Here is an 18,131-nt window from a genome sequence, read left to right on the forward strand (position 1 = left end):
AGGGTCCTTTCGAGAGTACGGGCGATGTTGTTGACGGTTACTGCCGATGCTCCGCGAACACCCCGCAAGCGGGGCTAGAGTTGTCCTGGAGCCGTTCGGCGTTAGCACTAAAATACACCGATGTAACTTAGGCGCGTCAAGCCGCTTTTGAGAATCTTGAGAGTTATGATCTTCCACTTTAAGGCGCTGCGAGCGAAGAAACCCAGCGACGCTATCACCGCCTGACACCCTGACCTGCAAAGGAACCTCATATGCCCGCACGCCATCTCCCCGGGGACGAACCGTTCTTCCGCGAATGGAACGCGCATCACGGGCCGTATACTCGCTCACGCTCACGAGCAAAAATTTTCGCTCGAGCGATCAGTCTCGACACTTCGCCGAGCGTTCCCGTCATCGGGGTTGTCGGGTCAAAGGGCAAGGGATCGGCGGTCGCCGCCACTACCCAGTACCTCATGACGCTCGGGTACACCGTGGGCACGATCTCCTCTCCCCCGTTCCTCACCAACCGCGAACGCATACGACTCAACGCCAAGCCGCTTCCTGAAAGCGACTACAACGCGCTTGCCTCGCGCGTATCACACGCACTCACCCTCATGCCTCCTGTGGAGGACACAGGAGGCTACCTCGCCCCTACGGGGCTCTTCACACTCGCGGGAGCCGACTACCTCCTTCGCCACGGCGTCGATGCTCTCGTCATCGAAGAAGGGCTCGGAGGGGCAACCGACGAAATCTCGCAGTTTCGTCTCGACACTCTCGTCGTCACCCCCGTGTTCCTCGAACACGAAGGTGTCATCGGTGACACCGTCGACGCGATCGCTCGGAACCTTGTTGGCGCGGGCGATGAGCGCACCCGAGAGGTGGTGTTCCCCGAGACTCTCTGCCGCGAGGCCCGCGAAGCCATCGACCAGCTTCTCCCAAACGCCACTCGCCACGAAGTGTCCGCGCCGAAGGACCTCGGTTTCGGTCCTCTCACCTCCATGAACGTCGCAACGGGATACGCTGCGGCCTCCGTCACCCACGCGGCGCTGCAGAACCTGCTCCCCTCCCCCATTCAGCACAAAGAGGCCTTCCGCCTCGCCAGCACACTGCACCTTCCCGGCCGCTCCTCCCTCGTACACGCTCACGGGACCCGGTGGCTTCTCGATGCGGCTATCTCCCGCGAAGGCGTCGCCTCCGCTCTCGAGAATGCGCGCAGCACGGGCCAATTCGACGACGCCCACACCCTCGTGTGCATGCCGGATATCAAAGACATTGCAAGCATTCTCGACCTCCTCGAGAAAGACCGCACGATCCTTGCGACAACGCACGAGGACCACCTGTTCTTCGAAAACTACCCCTCAGACTGGGAAACCTTGCCGCTCGACCAATCACTCGCCACCATGAAAAGCCGAGCCACGAGCGTCATCGCCCTAGGGACCATGAGCTTTGCGGCCGAAATGGCGGCCTATCTCGAACTCGACACAGAACACTGGATCTCCCCGGGTAGCGAACCCTGCCCAGACAAGGCGACGAAATGAGTGCTCTCCTTCAATCCCTCGATCGCATGGGCACCACCCCCGCCCTCGTGAGCTATGCCGAGGACGGCCGCACCGAACTCTCCGGCCGCGTCCTTGCCAACTGGATCATCAAATCGATCAACTTCTTCGCGAACGAACTGCTCGTGGACGAAGGCTTCACGCTCGTCCTCGACCTTCCCCCGCACTTTAAGCGCAGCGTTCTCCAGATTGCCGCGTGGCACCTCGGTGCGACCGTCTCCATCGCGGGCGTAGACGACCTCCCCGAGCACATCGATGTTCTCGCCACGTCACACCCCGACACGGCGCTCGCAGAGCGCGCCGAGGACGTCCTCGTCCTCGAAGCTCGCGCGCTGTCCCTCGCGTTCCCGGGCGAGATTCCCCCTCTCGCCCTTGACTGGGTCCAAGCCGTGCGAGCGGCAGGAGACGATCTCGAGGTTCCCCTCGGGGCCTTCACGGGGCCCTCACCTACGCCACGGCCCGAGTGGGGTTCCGCGCGAAGGGTGGGACTCGACGATATCGATCTCCAGGAGGCTGCCGAGGCACTCGCGGCATGGGAGGAAGGGCGTACGATCGTCGCGCCCTATACGAAGCTCGATGCCGCCACACGCACAGCCGAGGGCCTCGAAAGCACCTCCGAGGCTTAGGCGCTTGCGCGCAGAGTTTCCACGCCCTCGGTGGGATCGCCGTCGAAGATCACGCGCCCCTTTTCGAGGACCACGATGCGCGTACACAACTCGGTGAGCATGTCGAGCTCGTGCGAAACAATCACCATCGTCTTGCCGCTCTCCTGCATCTCACGAATCCTCGCGAGACACTTCCTCTGGAAGGGCTCGTCGCCCACCGCCAGAATCTCGTCAACAAGGAAAATATCAGGATCCGTGTGCACCGCGACTGCGAAGGCCAAGCGCAGAAACATTCCTGAGCTGTAGTACTTCACATCCGTGTCGATGAACTGCTCGATCTCACTGAACGCGACGATGTCATCGAAACACGCGTCAATCTCGCTTTTCGACATCCCGAGAATCGCACCATTGAGATACACATTCTCGCGACCCGACAGATCCGGGTGGAAGCCCGCCCCCACCTCGATCAGACCGGCAACCTTGCCACGCACACTCACGCGACCGCTATCGGGGAAAAGCACACCCGAAATCGTCTTCAGGAGCGTGGACTTGCCCGAACCGTTAAACCCGATCAGCCCGACGGTCTCCCCCGCACGCACCGTCACGTCGACACCGTCGAGTGCCATGAACGTGTCACGGAGCTTCTTCCCCTTGAGGGCCGAAAACACGAGCTCTTTCAATGCCCTCGTGTGTCGCAGGGAGAACTCCTTGTACACGTTCTCGATACGCACCATTTCGCGTGGGGATTCAGAAACAGGCATCACAGCTCCTGCGCAAATTTCCGCTTTGAGCGCTCAAACACGAACGTTCCCATCGCAAAGACCGCAACCGCGATCAGGAGCCCCGCCCACCAGAGCTCCGCGGCTTCAGCGCCAGCAGCAACCGTTGGCGCCGATGCGCCCGATTCGTCGAGCGCATGCGCCATCGGGCGCCAAAACGCTCCGTGGAAACACTCCACGACGATCGTGATCGGATTGAGCCTATAAAGCGTCCACCAGATGCTTCCTCCAATGGCCTCCTTCACCATTGCGAGTGCGTACAGCACGGGCGAGGTCCACGTCGCCACCATGATGATGAGATCGACGAAGTTCTCAACATCGCGGAACGCCGCATTGAGGGCCGCCGCGAGCATGCCGAGCCCCACCGTAAAGACGAGCAGAATCACCATGCCGATGAGGAACCACCAGCCTTCGGCAATGCTCGGCCGCCACCCGAAAAGGCCGGCCCCCACCATGAGGACGAGCACTTGCGGCACGAAGTGCACGAGCGCCACGAGCGCACTCGCCCATGGGAAAAGCTCAGAGGGGAGGTAAATTTTCGACACGAGCGGTGCATTCGACGCGATCGAGCGCGTGCAGTTCCCGAACACCTCGCTGAAGAGGTTGATCACGATGATGCCGGAAAACAAATACGCCGCGTACGCGGGTAGTGAACGATTGAGCTGGAGGAACACACCGAGCGCGAGATAAAAGACCGCAAACTGCACCGCGGGCTTCGCGTAGCTCCACGCCATCCCAAGCACGCTACCGCGATAGCGCACCCGCAGTTCCTTCCTCACGAGAAGCTTGAGAAGAAACCGCTCGTAGAAGGGGTTGAGCCAGCCCTTATCGCTTCCCGGGATACGCCAACCTTCAGTCTTCTCCGCACGCGTCAAAGACGGAATACTCACGCGTTTTTGCCCTCGCGTTCCGATGCGGGATTTGCCGCGAAAGTACGCTCCCACGACTCAAACGACGTGAGTTCATGCGCCGCTGCACGGTACTGCTCGCGCAGCGTATTCCACTTCGCAAAGAGCTCAGCGTGCGTGCGCACAGCTTCCGCGAGAAGTTCGCGTACCTGCTTCGGGTCTCGCTTGTACCAGGCGAGCTGAGTACCCTCGGCGTTCGACACGAGCGCACTGTCGTAATGCGAAAGACGCCACCAGCGCGCATCCTGGTGCGCAATCGCTTCCTGCGGGTGCTCGCGCGAAAGTTCGCTCGGCTTCGACAAGGCCTGCTTCGCAAGCTGCTTGATCGTCCACGCCGGCATGAGGAGTCGTCGAGGCTGGCTAAAGCCCCGACCTTTGCGTGGCGGCTTGTTCGTGCGCACGTCAGGGTAGTCGTCGACGTCTTTCTTCTGCACGGCGTCGTCGAACTGAGCGGCCAGTGCCCGAATCTCCGGAAGCGTCGTTCCGATCGTCTCGTGAAGATGCTCAGGACCTGCAAGAACATCACGCTGAGCCATGAGGCGGCCCGTCTGGGTGTAGTACTGCATGGAAATCACATGCTTGATGTCCATGAAGTGCGATTCCTTCACGAGCCTGCCGCCGCGCTCATAGGGCGAATGCAAAAGCGCCGTGATGAGCCTGTTGCGCTCGTGGAAGAACGCCTGCCATCCCACAAGGTCGTCCTTATCCCCCCACGCCACGTGCCATACTCCAGCGCCGGGAAGGGACACGGTCGAGTATCCGGCGTTCTTCGCCCGCAGGCCGTATTCGGCGTCGTCCCATTTGATGAATACCGGAAGAGACAGGCCGATCTCGCGCACGACCTCGGTGGGGATGAGGCACATCCACCAACCGTTGTAGTCGACATCGACTCGACGGTGCAGCCAGGGCGTCGCCCTCAGCGGATGCGACGCAAGGTCGTAGCTGAGGGACATCTCCTGATGCGGAAGCGCCGGCTGGATGCGCCACCGATCGACGATCTCTCCGAACGTGTGGAGGGACGTGCGATTGTTGAGATCAAACATGTGCGCACCCACGATCGTGGGCTTTGTCGCGAAGTCGGCGAAGGTCACGAGACGCTCGAGCGAGACGGGCTCGATCACAATATCGTCATCGCAATTGACGACGTAGGTCGATTCGTGCGCGACGCTGGCTTCGTACATCCCGCGCGAGAAACCACCTGAACCGCCGATATTCCCTTGCTCAATGACCCGGAGTTTGCCACCCATGGCCGCCTCGAGCTCGGCGAGTTCATCGGCGTGATCGCGAAGGCGGTCGCTTCCCTGATCGACGATGAACATCGTGTCGAGAAGTTCAAGCAAACGCGGTGAATCCGCGATCGTGCGGATGTTCTCGAAACAGTAACTGACCTTGTTCATGGTCGTCATCGCGATCGAGAACGAACCGCGCCCGCGCGCGAGGCTTTCGGAGGCCGAGTACGCAGCGCCGCCTACCTCAAGATCTTCCGCACCCGCATAGGCGTCGAACCAGTACCAGCCGCCGTCGCCGAACGCCGTGAGCGGAAGGACGAAGGTCGATGCTTCCTCACCCGAAACGGCCCTCGAGGCCACGCGCTGCGAGCGCCCCTTCGCGTTGGAGCGGTGCACAACAATCGTCCCTTCGCCGCTGGTCACGACCGTAAGTGTCACCTCACGTACGGGGGTCCATCGACGCCAGTACGAAGCCGGGAACGCGTTGAAATAGGTACCAAACGAGCGCATGCGCCCCGCCGGGATCGTCAGCCCCGTCCGGGAATAGGCATCAGCACTCGCTTCAGCGTTCGCTGGCGACGACACGCTCGCGAGAGTTTCCGCAAATCCGCCCGGCGATCCCCCTGCCACTTCGATCGGGGTGACGTGAGCCTGCGACTCAACGTACAGCGGCATCGTTTCGGGGCTCGCGCCGAGCGGCATGACGAGCCGGTGGAGTTCGCGGTGCCCTTCGGGCAGGTTCAACGTGTCGTTCATGGTGCTCTTTTCACTCATCGGGGTCACGGAGGATGCGCACAACTAGCGGCGCAAAAGGTCCTCAAGTTTGTTGTCGGCCATCGAGAGCGCGGCACCGATCGCCATGTGCATGTCGAGGTACTGGTAGGTGCCGAGACGACCGCCGAAAAGGGTCGAGGGCTCAGCCTCGGCCCGCTCGCGGTATTCGAGGAGGGTCGAGCGATCATCCGCGGAATTCACCGGGTAGTACGGTTCATCCTCGCGGCTCGCGAAGCGCGAGTACTCGCGCATGATAATCGTCTTGTCTTTCGCGTAGTCACGCTCGGGGTGGAAGTGGCGCGGCTCGATGATGCGCGTAAAGGGAACGGACTCATCGGCGTAGTTCATCACCGACGTTCCCTGGAAATCGCCGGTCTCGAGGGTTTCGGACTCGAGATCGATCGTGCGCCACTTGAGGTCACCGAGTTCGTAGTCGAAGTAGCGATCGACGGGGCCCGTATACACAACGGGAAGCTGACCGCGCACGTCCTTTTTATTGAACGGCTGCGACTCGTCGAAGTAGTCCACGCCGAGCTTAACCTCGATGTTCGGGTGGTCCGCCATATTTTCGAGCCAGGCCGTGTACCCGTTGGTGGGCAAGCCCTCGTACGTGTCGTTGAAGTAGCGGTTGTCGTAGGTGTAGCGCACGGGCAGGCGCTTGATGATCGAGGCGGGCAGATCTTTGGGATCCGTTTGCCATTGCTTGCCCGTGTAGTGCTTGATAAAGGCCTCGTAGAGGGGGCGCCCGATGAGTGAGATTCCCTTGTCGTTGAGGTTTTCAGGGTCCTGCCCCGCGAACTCGCCGGCTTGTTCCGCAATGAGCGCGCGCGCTTCGTCGGGAGTCATGGCCGCGTTGAAGAACTGGTTGATGGTGCCGAGGTTGATCGGCATGGGGTACACGATGCCTTTGTGGGTCGTGTACACGCGGTGCACATAGTTGGTGAACGACGTGAACTCGTTCACGTACTCCCACACGCGCGTGTTGGATGTATGGAAGAGGTGGGCGCCGTACTTGTGCACCTCGATCCCCGTCTCGGGATCGATCTCGCTGTAGGCATTCCCACCGATGTGCGGGCGATTGTCGATCACGGTCACCTTCGCACCGTGTTCGCGCGCGGCACGATCCGCGAGCGTGAGGCCGAAAAGGCCGGAGCCGACAATGAGGAGGTCGGGCGTACTCATGGGGTGTCTTTCCCTTCGAGGCTTGATGGGTCGCTCCCACAATAGCGGTCGCGCCCGCATAATCACGTCTACGCACCGCCCCCACGGCACTGGTTCGTCACATCACGTGGTACGGCGAGGGCAGAAGCTTCGCGCTACCGCATGAGGCCACGTTCAATCACGCGCCAGTAGACTCGATCGCGCACCGCTGCCGGGATCGTGCGGTACACAGCGCGCCCGAAGAGATTCCGCACAGCCCTCGACACGCTCGTGGTCCCGCTCTTGAGCATCGCGAATTGCATACGTACGTCACTCACAAAGAGGGTGAGACCTCCGCGGCGCCGGTAGAGATTCGCGCTCACGCGATATTCCACGAGCACGTCGGGAACGTTCCCCATCCGTGCGCCTGAGCGGAGCATGCGGTGCCAAAGGTCGTAGTCCTCCATGAGGGGAACATCTCGATACCCGCCCGCTTTTTGCACAGCACTCATGCGCATGAGCACCGTGGGGTGATGGAACGGTGAGTGATCGCGCATGTAGCGTGCAATTTCTTCATGCGCGAGGGGACGACGGCGAATGAGATCCTCGCCGTCCTCGCTCCGGCGGGGCCGCGATCGCTCATCGATCTCCCGCATGTAGGCCCCAACAATGTCAAGGTCTCCGTCGCGTAATGCCGAAAGCTGCACCGCAAACCGCTCGGGTCGGCTCACGTCGTCGGCGTCGGCTCTCGCAACAAGGGCACTCTCACAGTGCGCGAGTGCACTGTCGAGGGTCCGCGCAAGTCCGCAGTGCCGCTTGTTTCGCACGACGCGAGCGCGCCCGTAATCACCATCCAGCACCTCGGAAACGACCTCTTCAAGCCCCTGTGGAAGCGGGCCGTCAATCGCGAGAAGCAAAAGCCCTGGTGCGACAGTTTGGTGAAGCGTAGCGGAGGCGAGCGCTTCACGCGCATGGTCGGGGTCGTCCCCCTTCCACAGGGGCATGAGGACCGTGAGATCAGTATCAACCTCAGGCTCACGATGCGGGCTCACGTGAGAGCCCTTCGCGAACGCTCGGCGCTATCAATCGACGCCTCAAGAGCACGGATCTCGGTCGCACTCATGGGGTCGGCAGCAAGAACCACGCTCGAGCGCCTAGGCGACGTGAAGAGCCCTTCCCTCATGCCTTTCATCGCGACAGGGAGCACGTCTGCGCGAGTACGCACGAGGGTCTGCACCCAGCCGAGTGCGCTCTTACCGCCATAGAGCACCTTTTCAATCGGGGTGAATGACTCGGTCTTCGTGAGCGCCCACAGTCGATTACGCACGTCAAAGTAGAAACGCGAACCGGGGTTTGTTTGGGCGTTAGAAAACTTCCGGGTACGGTGCTCGACCGTGCTTGATGCGACAGCGAAACCGTGGGAGTCGCGTAAAAGACGGCCCGTGTATTCGAAGTCGTCGGACCAAATGAAGTAGTCGGCAATGGGGAGTCCGTGTTCCCACACATCCTCGGCGGCAATGAGCGCCGAGACAAAGCTCGCCGTGCGGATGGGGCGCGCCCCAAGCTGTGCGTAACGATCGAGCTCGGCGTCACTCGTGCCAAGGCGTGTACGCGAGGAATTCATGGGGTGCGGCCTACCGTCGGTCCAGACCGCAAGCGAGCTAAGAACGCTTGCGTGAACATCGAGCTTGCACTCAACCTCGAGGAGCTTCTCGAGCGCATCGGGCGCTGGAACTGTGTCGTCGTCCATGATCCACAGGAAATCCGGGCTGTGCTCAAGGAGCGCATGCGCCATGCCCGTACAAAAGCCACCGGCACCGCCCACGTTGCGATTGAGGTGAACCACGTCGGCGTCGATCGGGTGAGCGTCGGCGACGGCACCGGAACGGTCCGTGCTTGCGTTGTCAACGATCACCACACCGTCGAGGGGTCTCGTTTGGGAATGGAGAGCACCGAGACACACCCCAAGTAGCTCCGCGCGGTTGTAGGTCACCACTACCGCCACGACTCGACGCGTATCCTCTTCTGCCTCGCTCTCACTGGGCACGAAACGCTCGGCAATCGGAATAGCATGATCGGGACCGCTCGGCATTCCATGCGCACGCACCCAACTCACGGTCTCGCGCAGAGACTCCTCGAGTGAGGGGCGCTCAGGAAGAAGCGCCTCCAATTTTTCCCGTGAAAGCTCGGCGCTCGGGCGTGCGTCAAGCGCGAATCTTTCGAGCCGGCGCGGAAGCTCGAGTCCGCTCGCACGCACTGCTTCACCTGCGCGTCCCGCGCGCGCCATCAGGCGCCTGCCCGGCAGGGAGAGCGCAAGCGGCGCAGTTTTCGCGATGGAACGCACGACGGCGCGCAACTCATGGTCATCGAGGCGCGGAGAGTCGGCGACGTTGAGGACGTACGGCTCTCCGGTAGGCGGGTTCAGTTCGAGGGCGGCACGGGCGGCTCGTGCAAGTGTTCCGACGCTTGCCAGGGGGCGCGCGATCACCGTAGGCGTAAGCGAGACCATCCCCGAATTCACGAGCGAGGCAATCACCCGCGAAACCCGCGCGTGAGATCCAGGGCCAAAAAGCTCGGCAGCGCGTAAAACTACCAGGCGTCGGCCTTCGCCCGCACTCGCCCACTGTCCGTACAACCGTTCCGCTTCCGCAAACGCGCGCCCCTCCGCTGTGGTGGGGGCGAGCGGGAGCGTTTCGTCCGCGCTCACCTCCCCCGTGTCACCGTAGACGACACCGCTAGAGACGAACACGAGCGTGCGCACCCCTTCGCTCTCCGCTGCGGCGATGAGTGAGCGCGCCCCGCCCACGAGAATCGAATTGAGCGTGCGCACACTGACGCTGGAAGGGTCGGGCACACCGGCAGCATTGACGACCGTGTCGCAGCCGCGAAGCTTGCCACGCAGGGCCCTTTCGTCACGGATGTCGAGAGTGGTGTGGCAACCGTGTTCATGCGAAGGCCGAATATCCGCGGTCGAAACATTCCACCCGTGCGTGCGGAGCTCGCGGGCGATATGAGAACCCGCGAAACCTGCACCACCGAGAACGAGGGTGTCCACCGGTCCATTCGGTTGGCTTTTTCCTGACACGTTGTCTCCTCGCTTCACCACCGCGCTTGCCGCGAAAGTCTAGGCCCGATTTTACGGGGGAGCAGGCTCAAGCCTCGCGCGTACACGCCATTTTCTCGTCGCAAATATGCCTCACCTCGAGCCCGCCTCTGGGGTTTCTGCACTGAGCAGTGTGTACTGTGGGAGCGCGCCAAAGCGCGACTAACCGCACTCTCCGGATGAGAAAAGGTCAACACGATGACGGGTGACTTCCCACGTGACGGCGGCCACGACCGCCCGCGCCCCGGCCATTCGCGCGCCCGAGCAGGCGGATCGGCCCGCCCCATCGCGCGGCCACACGCCCCGAGGAAGCGCGACTCGTACGCTGAGCAGGCGTCGGCTCCGGAGACTCCCACCCGCCAGATGCCGCCGGTCCGCCCCCAAGGGCGCCCGGGGGCTGTGAAGATGGATTCGCGCCCTCGCGCGAATGACGGACGGAATGGGCAAGGACCACCCGCGCCTGCCTCAACCGGCCAGGCCTTCCCCCCGCCCCGGCGCAAAAAAGGCTTTTCCCGAAAACGTACTTTCCGTCTCGCCCGCACAATCGTGCTCTTCGTCGTCGTGATTGCGCTCGCGTGGCCCGTGGGACTCGGGCTATGGGCAAATTCGAAAATCGCGCACACGGACGCGCTCTCTGGAGCGGCCGATACGCCAGGCGAAACCTACCTTCTTGCAGGAGCCGACATCGAACAGGGCGGCGCCCAGCGCACCGACACCCTCATGCTGCTGCACAAGGCACCAAACGGGAAGCAGTACCTCGTTTCCATTCCACGCGACACACTTGCCGAGATTCCCGAGCACGGAACGCACAAAATCAACGCCGCCTACTCGATGGGTGGCGCCCCCCTTCTCGTCAGAACCGTTGAGAAGCTCACGGGGCTCACGATCGATCATTTTGTCGTGATCGGCTTCTCCGGAGTAGAGGATGTCGTCAATGCAATCGGCACAGTGAACCTCTGCATCGACCGCGATGTCGATGACGTGCGTTCGGGCCTCAAGATGACCCAAGGCTGCCACGACGTGGGCGGTGAGCAAGCCCTCGCGTTCGTACGCGCCCGCTATTTCGATCCCACAGCCGACATAGGCAGGCAGCAGCGCCAGCGGCAGTTCGTCAGCGCTCTGATGAAAAAGGCATCCTCACCAGGCGTCCTGCTCAATCCCCTCACCCAGGTGAATCTCGCAAACGCCGGAACGAAAGCCCTCGTGACCGATAACGACACGGGCCTCATCGACCTCGCGAGTGCCGCGCTGGTCATGCGTGCAGCCCCCAACTCTGGAGGTGTTCTCGCCATGCCGATCGAGGACCCCAATTACAAGACGAAGCACTCCGGGGTCGCGATCAAAGTTGACGACGAGGACGTGCGCGCGTTCTTCTCATCGATCGCCGACGGCTCGGCCGAAGCCAAGCCGGAAGGCTAGGGACCGCCTCACGAAGCGACGTTCATCGCCTCTACTTAAAGAGAAGGTCCGTGACGATGTTGATCGCGTTCAGCAGCGGCTGCCCCTTTGCCTTCGAATAATCCGTGTAAAGGATATGCACGGGGTATTCGGCGTAGGTCAGCTCGTGGCGCCCAATCTCCGAGACGATTTCCGAGGCGTGTGCCATACGGTTCTGCTCGATTGAGATGGACTCGCACGCGTGACGGCTGAGCACGCGAAGGCCGTTGTGAGTATCGGTGAGGCGCACCCCGCTCGTGAAGTTCGTGAACACGATCGCCATGCGCAACACGATGCCTTTAAGAAAACCCGGCTTGGTACGGCTATCCAGGAAGCGTGAACCGAGCACACAGTCGACGCGTTCTGACTGCATTTTCTCGATCATCGCCGCGGCGTCGGCGACCTGGTGCTGTCCGTCGGCATCAAATGTCACGACCTGCTTCATCGAAGGATCTCGGCGTGCGTAATCAATACCGGTCTTGATCGCCGCTCCCTGCCCCATGTTGTAGGGGTGGCGCACGACGACTGCACCAGCGGCTTCGGCTTCGGCAGCGGAGTCGTCGTGGGACCCATCGTCAACACAGACGACAAGAGGGTAGGTTTCGCGCAGCGCGCGAATAACGCCGCCAATCACCGGCCCCTCGTTATACAGGGGGATCACGAACCAAGTGCTGTCGGCTCCGGGGCCAAGGGTCATCGGTAGTCCTCGTAAGATTTGACGATTGCGGCGCGTTTCTTGGCGCAGGCGACGCATAATCGCCCCTGCAAAGGCTACCCTAGTCGGTAGTGACACCTGCGCATTGCGCTTCGAAAAACTCGACTTCCCGAAGGGACCGCTCCTCATGAAGGTCGCCGTCGCGGCACTTGTAACGATCGGATTGCCGCTCGCCGTGCAGTTCGCCGCAAGTGGGCACGAGGTAGTTGCACCGACGCCGTGGTCCTTATCGCCCCGGCTTCCGTAGACGAAGAGTCACTTGGGAGCCGAACTTCCGTTACACGGGTGCGGCCACGCGTTCGCTCGCCGAACACCTCACGCCTGGCGCCGTTGTTGCGTGCGAAACGACACTTCCGGTGGGGACGACTCGCACACCCTTCGTTCCCGCCCTCGAACGCACCAACGCCGTGTGGGACCTCGACTCGCCGGAAGCCGCCGAGCTCGCCAAACTCACCGAAACAACTTCCCGAGACCTCAATATCGGCTTTGCGAACGAGCTCGCGCTTTTCTGCCAGAACCAGGACCTCGACGTCTACAAGATCATTGCCGCACCCAGTTCTCAGGCGTACTCAAAAATTTACCAGCCGATAATTGCAGTAGGTGGCCACTGCGTTCCCGTCTACCGCAGCTCTACCTTTGGACTGACCCTCATGCCGAAGCTTTTCGTACGGTTCGTAAACTCAACGCCTCGGTTCCGGGCGAGCTCGTGGGCTGAGCGAAGGAGCTTCACGGTTCGCTTGAAGGGCTCACAGCTGTGGTGCACGGCGCGGCGTACCGAGTTGGGGTCAAGGAGACAGCGGTCTCAGGCGTCTTCCCCACCGTTGCCGGGCTCGAGGCGCGAGGAGAAGCCCGGGTACGTGTTCACGACCCGTTCTACAGCGACGAAGAACTCGCCCAAGAGGGTTGGGTCGCTTGGCACGAGTGCGACAGCGCCGATCTCGCCTCAGGATCGTAAAAACGAATAACCCTGAGTACCGCGGGTACACTGCTGTAACGAACCCAGGTGTGCGACTGCTCATCGGTGGCCGAAACATCACCTCGTTCGAGAACCGGGTAGGCACACCGCGCTTCGCACTAAGCAATGGCGAGAACTCAACTTTAGGAAAGGCCTCATGATCGACATCATCAGCTCTCCAACCGAACTTGTTCTCGACAGTCGCTCGCTGATTATCCAGATCATCCTCATTCTCGGGATTCTAGGGATCACCGCGTGGCTGTTCATTAAGCGCGGGGCAAAGCAGCTCGCCATTCGGCGACTCATTATCCTTGCGTTTGCTGTTTTCGCCGTCCTTGCAGTCATCTTCCCCGGCGCCGTGACTACCGTTGCCCAGTTCGTGGGCGTCGGACGTGGCACCGACCTCTTGCTCTACGCCACCGTTGTTGTGCTTCTCGGCTTCCTGGCTCTCCAGGAGGCGCGCACGAAGAATGCAGAAAAGCGAACGACAAAGCTGGCACGGAAAGTTGCCGTCTACGAAGCGGAGCAACCTGAGGCATTTCGCAATCACGCCTTAAAAGTCACGAAAAATTCATGAGCGCCTAGTCTGTGTTCTTAGTCGGGCACAGCGAGAATATGCCCATGCGACCGAACGTACCGACCTGCTTGCCCTTGCGAATCGCGTCGTGGGCCTGCGCAGCATCTTCGCCAACCCATAGGCTGCGCTTCTTTACGATTTCACAGATGTGCTTCATCGCAGCCAGCTGACCGTACAGGTACACGGACTGAATCGACACCGTTCGCACGGCAATCGCCGCTTCGAATTACGCGGATTCCATGCAGAACGTACCAAGATCGATATCGGTGAAAACTGGCGTCGCTCCTCTTCACCGATGATGCAATTCTCACCGAGTGGGGCCCTCTCGCGGGCCTGCGCATAGTCCCACACGGCGCTTCCCGAGCCGACGGTCGCCTCAGGCGAAACGTCCACTCCCTCTGCGAGTCGGCAATTGCACTAGATGCTTATGCCTCCGCCTTGCCACCCATAACGTCGTGACCCCGGGACTCCCGCAGCCTCGCACCTTTTTCATACGCGAGATCGCGCAGTTCTGTTTGATACGTCACCATATTTTCGCGGATCTCGCGCGCCATATCCGAATCTCCGGAGCCCAGAATCCGAGCGGCGAGCAAGCCCGCATTGGCAGCGCCACCGATCGACACGGTTGCGACGGGCACCCCCTTGGGCATTTGCACGATCGACAGGAGGGAATCCATGCCGTCGAGATGGCGCAGAGGCACCGGGACGCCGATGACGGGTAGAGGTGTGAGCGCGGCGAGCATCCCGGGGAGGTGGGCGGCCCCGCCTGCGCCGGCAATGATCACGCGGAGACCGCGCTCGTGCGCCGAGCGTCCGTACTGGACCATGTCTTCGGGCATGCGGTGGGCGCTCACGACCTCGACCTCGCATGCGATGCCGAAATGGGCGAGCTGTTCTTCAGCGTCTTTCATCACGGGGTAGTCCGAATCGGACCCCATGACGATACCGACCGCAGGTTTCTTACTCATGTCTTAATCCTTCGATTCGTCGCCGGTCACGATGGTGTGCGCCGCGGCGCGAGCACGACGCTCGGTCTGTTCGAGGTCCGTGCCGAGGGCCGTGACGTGACCGAGTTTGCGGCCTTGACGCACGCTTTTGCCGTACAGGTGAACCTTGATTGCGGGGTCATGCGCGAGCGCCTCGCGCGCTCCCTCGGCGAGGTTCTCGCGCGTGTCACCGAGGGTATTGACCATGACGGTCCACGGGGAGGTTGGCGTGGTGTCACCGAGCGGGAGATCCGCGACAGCGCGAAGGTGCTGCTCGAATTGGCTAGTGACGCACCCGTCCATACTCCAGTGACCCGTGTTGTGGGGGCGCATCGCGAGCTCGTTCACGGCGATGCGCCCATCGGGGTATTCGAAGAGCTCAACGGCGAGCATTCCCACCACGCCGAGGTCGTTCGCAATATTCGCGGCAAGGTCACGGGCGCGCGTGGAGGCTTCGACAGAGAGTCCAGGTGCGGGCGCGCTCACGCGGAAGCACACGCCGTCTTTTTGCTCGGATTCGGTCACGGGATACGAGGCAATCTCTCCGCCGGGGCGCCTCGCGACCTGTGCTGAAAGTTCACGCACGAAGGGGACCCGTTCCTCGGCAAGCAGCGGCTCGCCTCGCTCGAGCCAGTCCCGCGCATCCTCAATGGCGCGAACCCGCCTCACCCCGTGGCCGTCGTAGCCGCCGCGCGCGGTCTTCAGGATGAGGTCTCCCCCGCTCTTGCGGAGGGCGGTTTCGAGGTCGGCTTCAGTTTCGACCCGCCACCATGCGGGGCACGGATGTCCAAGTTCAGTGAGCCGCGCGCGCATCGCAAGCTTGTCCTGGGCATACACGAGGGCCTCCGGGCCGGGCCTCACCGCAACTCCTTCGTGCTCGAGGGCGTGGAGGAGACCGGTGGGGACGTGCTCGTGGTCGAAGGTGACGACGTCGACGCTCCTCGCGAATGCCGTGACCGCTTCGGGGTCATCGTGATGCCCGAGCATCACGTGTGGGCTCACGCGCGCCGCCGATTCATCCGGGGAGGTCGCGAGGACGTGGAGTTCAAGGTCAAGCTCGATCGCGACGGGAATCATCATGCGTGCGAGCTGGCCACCGCCGATCACGCCTATGCGCGGTGGCCGCACAGTTTTCTTCTCGGTCGTGCTGGGCTGAGTGGGGGCGTGTTGGGTACTCACGCGGCTAGTGTAGTGCGCCGCTCTCGCCTGTGTCTTCGACGCGCGGAACACTCACGGCGCCGGTGGCCAATGCCTCAGGCGTAGTTGCCGCTGAGGCTGCGGCTTCTCGCTGGTGCCGCTCCGCGCGCCGCTTTTCGCGTCGCGCAACAAGCCCGTGGGGTTTGGCTGGGGCCGACGGTTGCTGGCCCTCCGCGTTTCCGAGCTCGGGATCCTCGGGAGCGGGCGCCGTCGACAGGAAGATGCCAAAGCGCGCGGGGCGTTCGTCGATGAGCTCGAGTCGACCGCCGTCGTCTTCCACGAGGGTGCGAGCGAGGGCAAGCCCCACGCCGGTCCCGCTCGAGCCCTTACCGGAAACGGAACGTTCGAAAATTCGCTGACCGAGCGAGGGATCAATCCCTTCGCCTTCGTCGGAAACCTCGATCACGGTGGATTGCTCATTGCGACGAACCTTGACGCGCGTAGTACCCCCGCCGTGGGCGAGGGAGTTCTCGATGAGCGTGGCAATGACCTGCGTAAGCGGCCCATGCGATGCCCACACGGCAGCAGCGTGCGGCACCTGGATCCGCAGTTCTCGTTCCGCGCCGCGGAAGGCATGTTTCCATTCCTCGGCTTGCTGCACGAGCACCTGCCGAAGGTCGACCACGCCGGGGGTGCGGCGCTGTGAGGCGCGAGGCGCGTTGATGAGGTCATGGACGACCTGAGTGAGGCGGTCAACCTGCTCGAGTGACACGCGCGCTTCCTCACGCACCCACTCCTCCGAACTCGTCGCGAGGATCTCGTCGAGTCGCATGGAAAGCGCGGTGAGGGGTGTGCGCAACTGGTGGGAGGCGTCAGAGGCGAGCGCAGATTCCGCTTCGAGCCTCTCGGTGAGCATCGCACCCGAACGCGTGAGTTCAACCGCGACAGTGTCGATTTCCGCGATCCCGCTCGGCTTCCATTCTGATCGGCTCCTGCCGCTCCCGAGCTCCTCGGCCCGTCGTGTCAAACGGACGAGGGGGGCCGAGAGTCTTTGCGCTTGCCACAGCGCGACCGATACGCCGATCGCGATCGCGCTGATCGCGGCCACGAGGATGAGCACCCATGCACTTGCGGTGTGGGCGCGCACGTCGGATTGGGGGATTCGCACGGTGACGATCTGACCGTTAACCCCTTGCGCGGACTGTTGCAGGGCATCGGGCCCGGCATCTTCGCCCGCTTCGAGCTCAGCGTTTTGGTAGTTCACCGCGATCTGGACGTCGAGGTTGACGACTTGGTCCACGGTTTCTTGGAGCATCGTCTCATCGATCGGAAGCCCTTCGTTGAGCCGGTGGTCGGTCTCCGAAATGACGTCTTGGAGCAAAGTACCGGCTTGCGCCGAGAGATTGTCACGCACGGCTGTAAGCCACGCCGCGCCAAGGGGAATGCCGAGCAGGAGGACCGCGAGGAGCACGGTCATGAGGGTCGCCTGCAGAACTCGAAGCTGCATCGTTCGCGCCTACTGCGCCCTAGTGGGCGTCGGTGTCTTCGAAGCGAAAGCCCACGCCACGTACGGTCGTGATGCGCCTCGGGCTCGTCGCGTCATCACCGAGCTTGCGGCGCAGCCACGAGATGTGCATGTCGAGCGTTTTCGTGGAACCCCACCATTCGGCACCCCAGACCTCACGCATGAGATCGTCACGCGTGACAACGCTGCCTGCCTCACGCATGAGTACGGCGAGGAGATCAAATTCCTTCGCGCTGAGCGAGAGCTCCTCGTCGTCGACGTACACGCGTCGCGCCGAAGGGTCGAGGCTTACGCCGTTGATGTCGTACGTGCTTGCGCTCGTGTCTTCGACAACCTGAGTGCGACGCAAAAGAGCCCTAATGCGGGCTTGAAGTTCTCCAAGGCGGAACGGCTTCGTCACATAATCGTCAGCGCCCGCGTCGAGGCCCACGACTGCGTCGACCTCGTCGGCACGTGCCGTGAGGATCAATACGGGAGCCTCGAGGCCTCCCTTGCGCAGCCTCCTACACACTTCGAGGCCGTCGATATCGGGGAGGCCAAGATCGAGGATCACGAAATCGATGTGGCCTTCGGTGGCGGCAATCGTCAGCGCGTCGATCCCTCGCGACGCTCTCACAACGGAATAGCCTTCGCGATCGAGGGCGCGCGAGAGAGGCTCTGCGATCGCCGAATCGTCTTCAACGAGAAGTAGTCGTGTCACGAAGTCATCCTTACCAAAATGCGTGT

General features: G+C 62.1%; 17 protein-coding genes. 5 read left to right on the forward strand and 12 right to left on the reverse strand.

All coding sequences use genetic code 11. The features are described 5' to 3' along the window. Nucleotides 1-251: 251 nt before the first annotated feature. Together DAD186_RS07435 and DAD186_RS07440 are read left to right on the forward strand one after the other, a co-directional pair. Nucleotides 252-1,517: a folylpolyglutamate synthase/dihydrofolate synthase family protein gene (locus tag DAD186_RS07435; RefSeq protein ID WP_065248130.1), complete on the forward strand. Its 1,266-nt coding sequence runs from the start codon at nt 252-254 to the stop codon at nt 1,515-1,517. Continuing rightward, nucleotides 1,514-2,161 (forward strand): TIGR03089 family protein, encoded by a 648-nt coding sequence (locus DAD186_RS07440; protein ID WP_065248131.1) that lies wholly within the window; start codon nt 1,514-1,516, stop codon nt 2,159-2,161. Before DAD186_RS07435 ends, DAD186_RS07440 begins: the two co-directional genes overlap by 4 nt. Here DAD186_RS07440 and DAD186_RS07445 read toward each other — a convergent pair. The 6 genes from DAD186_RS07445 to DAD186_RS10665 form a co-directional block, all read right to left on the reverse strand. Then, on the reverse strand, nt 2,158-2,901 hold the full coding sequence (locus tag DAD186_RS07445) for an ABC transporter ATP-binding protein (protein WP_065248132.1): 744 nt from the start codon (nt 2,899-2,901) through the stop codon (nt 2,158-2,160). The two genes, DAD186_RS07440 and DAD186_RS07445, sit on opposite strands and share 4 nt — an antisense overlap. After that, the gene (locus DAD186_RS07450) at nt 2,901-3,809 is read right to left on the reverse strand and encodes an ABC transporter permease (RefSeq protein ID WP_065248133.1); all 909 of its coding nucleotides are present in this window, start codon (nt 3,807-3,809) and stop codon (nt 2,901-2,903) included. The genes DAD186_RS07445 and DAD186_RS07450 overlap by 1 nt, the downstream gene beginning before the upstream one ends. Continuing rightward, entirely contained in the window at nt 3,806-5,812 is a 2,007-nt protein-coding gene (locus DAD186_RS07455; protein ID WP_236886229.1) for a glycosyltransferase, read from the reverse strand. Before DAD186_RS07455 ends, DAD186_RS07450 begins: the two co-directional genes overlap by 4 nt. Nucleotides 5,813-5,854: 42 nt before the next feature. Beyond that, entirely contained in the window at nt 5,855-7,012 is a 1,158-nt protein-coding gene (glf, locus tag DAD186_RS07460; RefSeq protein WP_065248134.1) for a UDP-galactopyranose mutase, read from the reverse strand. Between the two features lie 134 nt (nt 7,013-7,146). Continuing rightward, nucleotides 7,147-8,022, reverse strand: coding sequence for a glycosyltransferase (locus tag DAD186_RS07465; protein WP_157457115.1), 876 nt, complete (start codon nt 8,020-8,022; stop codon nt 7,147-7,149). Next, nucleotides 8,019-10,055, reverse strand: coding sequence for an NAD-dependent epimerase/dehydratase family protein (locus tag DAD186_RS10665; RefSeq protein ID WP_167550772.1), 2,037 nt, complete (start codon nt 10,053-10,055; stop codon nt 8,019-8,021). Before DAD186_RS10665 ends, DAD186_RS07465 begins: the two co-directional genes overlap by 4 nt. 564 nt (nt 10,056-10,619) lie before the next feature. Between DAD186_RS10665 and DAD186_RS07475 the strand changes: the two genes are divergently transcribed. Further along, nucleotides 10,620-11,492 carry an LCP family protein gene (locus tag DAD186_RS07475; protein ID WP_236886230.1) on the forward strand — a complete coding sequence of 291 codons (873 nt, stop codon included), beginning with the start codon at nt 10,620-10,622 and terminating at the stop codon, nt 11,490-11,492. A 31-nt stretch (nt 11,493-11,523) separates the two neighbouring features. Here the strand turns inward: DAD186_RS07475 and DAD186_RS07480 are convergent, their stop codons facing one another. After that, nucleotides 11,524-12,207: a glycosyltransferase family 2 protein gene (locus DAD186_RS07480; protein WP_065248135.1), complete on the reverse strand. Its 684-nt coding sequence runs from the start codon at nt 12,205-12,207 to the stop codon at nt 11,524-11,526. Between the two features lie 374 nt (nt 12,208-12,581). Here DAD186_RS07480 and DAD186_RS11155 point away from each other — a divergent pair, with 374 nt between their 5' ends. Both DAD186_RS11155 and DAD186_RS07490 read left to right on the forward strand, forming a co-directional pair. Further along, entirely contained in the window at nt 12,582-13,190 is a 609-nt protein-coding gene (locus DAD186_RS11155; RefSeq protein ID WP_065248136.1) for a hypothetical protein, read from the forward strand. 147 nt (nt 13,191-13,337) lie between these two features. Further along, complete coding sequence (locus DAD186_RS07490; RefSeq protein WP_065248137.1) at nt 13,338-13,757, forward strand: DUF2304 domain-containing protein; 420 nt, start codon at nt 13,338-13,340, stop codon at nt 13,755-13,757. 4 nt (nt 13,758-13,761) lie between these two features. Here the strand turns inward: DAD186_RS07490 and DAD186_RS07495 are convergent, their stop codons facing one another. The 5 genes from DAD186_RS07495 to DAD186_RS07515 form a co-directional block, all read right to left on the reverse strand. Then, nucleotides 13,762-13,971 carry a DegT/DnrJ/EryC1/StrS family aminotransferase gene (locus DAD186_RS07495; RefSeq protein WP_082991134.1) on the reverse strand — a complete coding sequence of 70 codons (210 nt, stop codon included), beginning with the start codon at nt 13,969-13,971 and terminating at the stop codon, nt 13,762-13,764. A 211-nt stretch (nt 13,972-14,182) separates the two neighbouring features. Continuing rightward, on the reverse strand, nt 14,183-14,725 hold the full coding sequence (purE, locus tag DAD186_RS07500) for a 5-(carboxyamino)imidazole ribonucleotide mutase (RefSeq protein ID WP_065248139.1): 543 nt from the start codon (nt 14,723-14,725) through the stop codon (nt 14,183-14,185). A gap of 3 nt (nt 14,726-14,728) precedes the next feature. Then, nucleotides 14,729-15,922 carry a 5-(carboxyamino)imidazole ribonucleotide synthase gene (locus tag DAD186_RS07505; protein WP_190870426.1) on the reverse strand — a complete coding sequence of 398 codons (1,194 nt, stop codon included), beginning with the start codon at nt 15,920-15,922 and terminating at the stop codon, nt 14,729-14,731. 4 nt (nt 15,923-15,926) lie between these two features. Then, entirely contained in the window at nt 15,927-17,387 is a 1,461-nt protein-coding gene (locus DAD186_RS07510) for a sensor histidine kinase (protein ID WP_065248140.1), read from the reverse strand. A gap of 19 nt (nt 17,388-17,406) precedes the next feature. Continuing rightward, complete coding sequence (locus DAD186_RS07515; protein ID WP_065248141.1) at nt 17,407-18,105, reverse strand: response regulator transcription factor; 699 nt, start codon at nt 18,103-18,105, stop codon at nt 17,407-17,409. Nucleotides 18,106-18,131 lie beyond the last annotated feature (26 nt).

It is taken from the genome of Dermabacter vaginalis, from assembly GCF_001678905.1.
GTDB classification, from domain to species: Bacteria; Actinomycetota; Actinomycetes; order Actinomycetales; family Dermabacteraceae; genus Dermabacter; species Dermabacter vaginalis.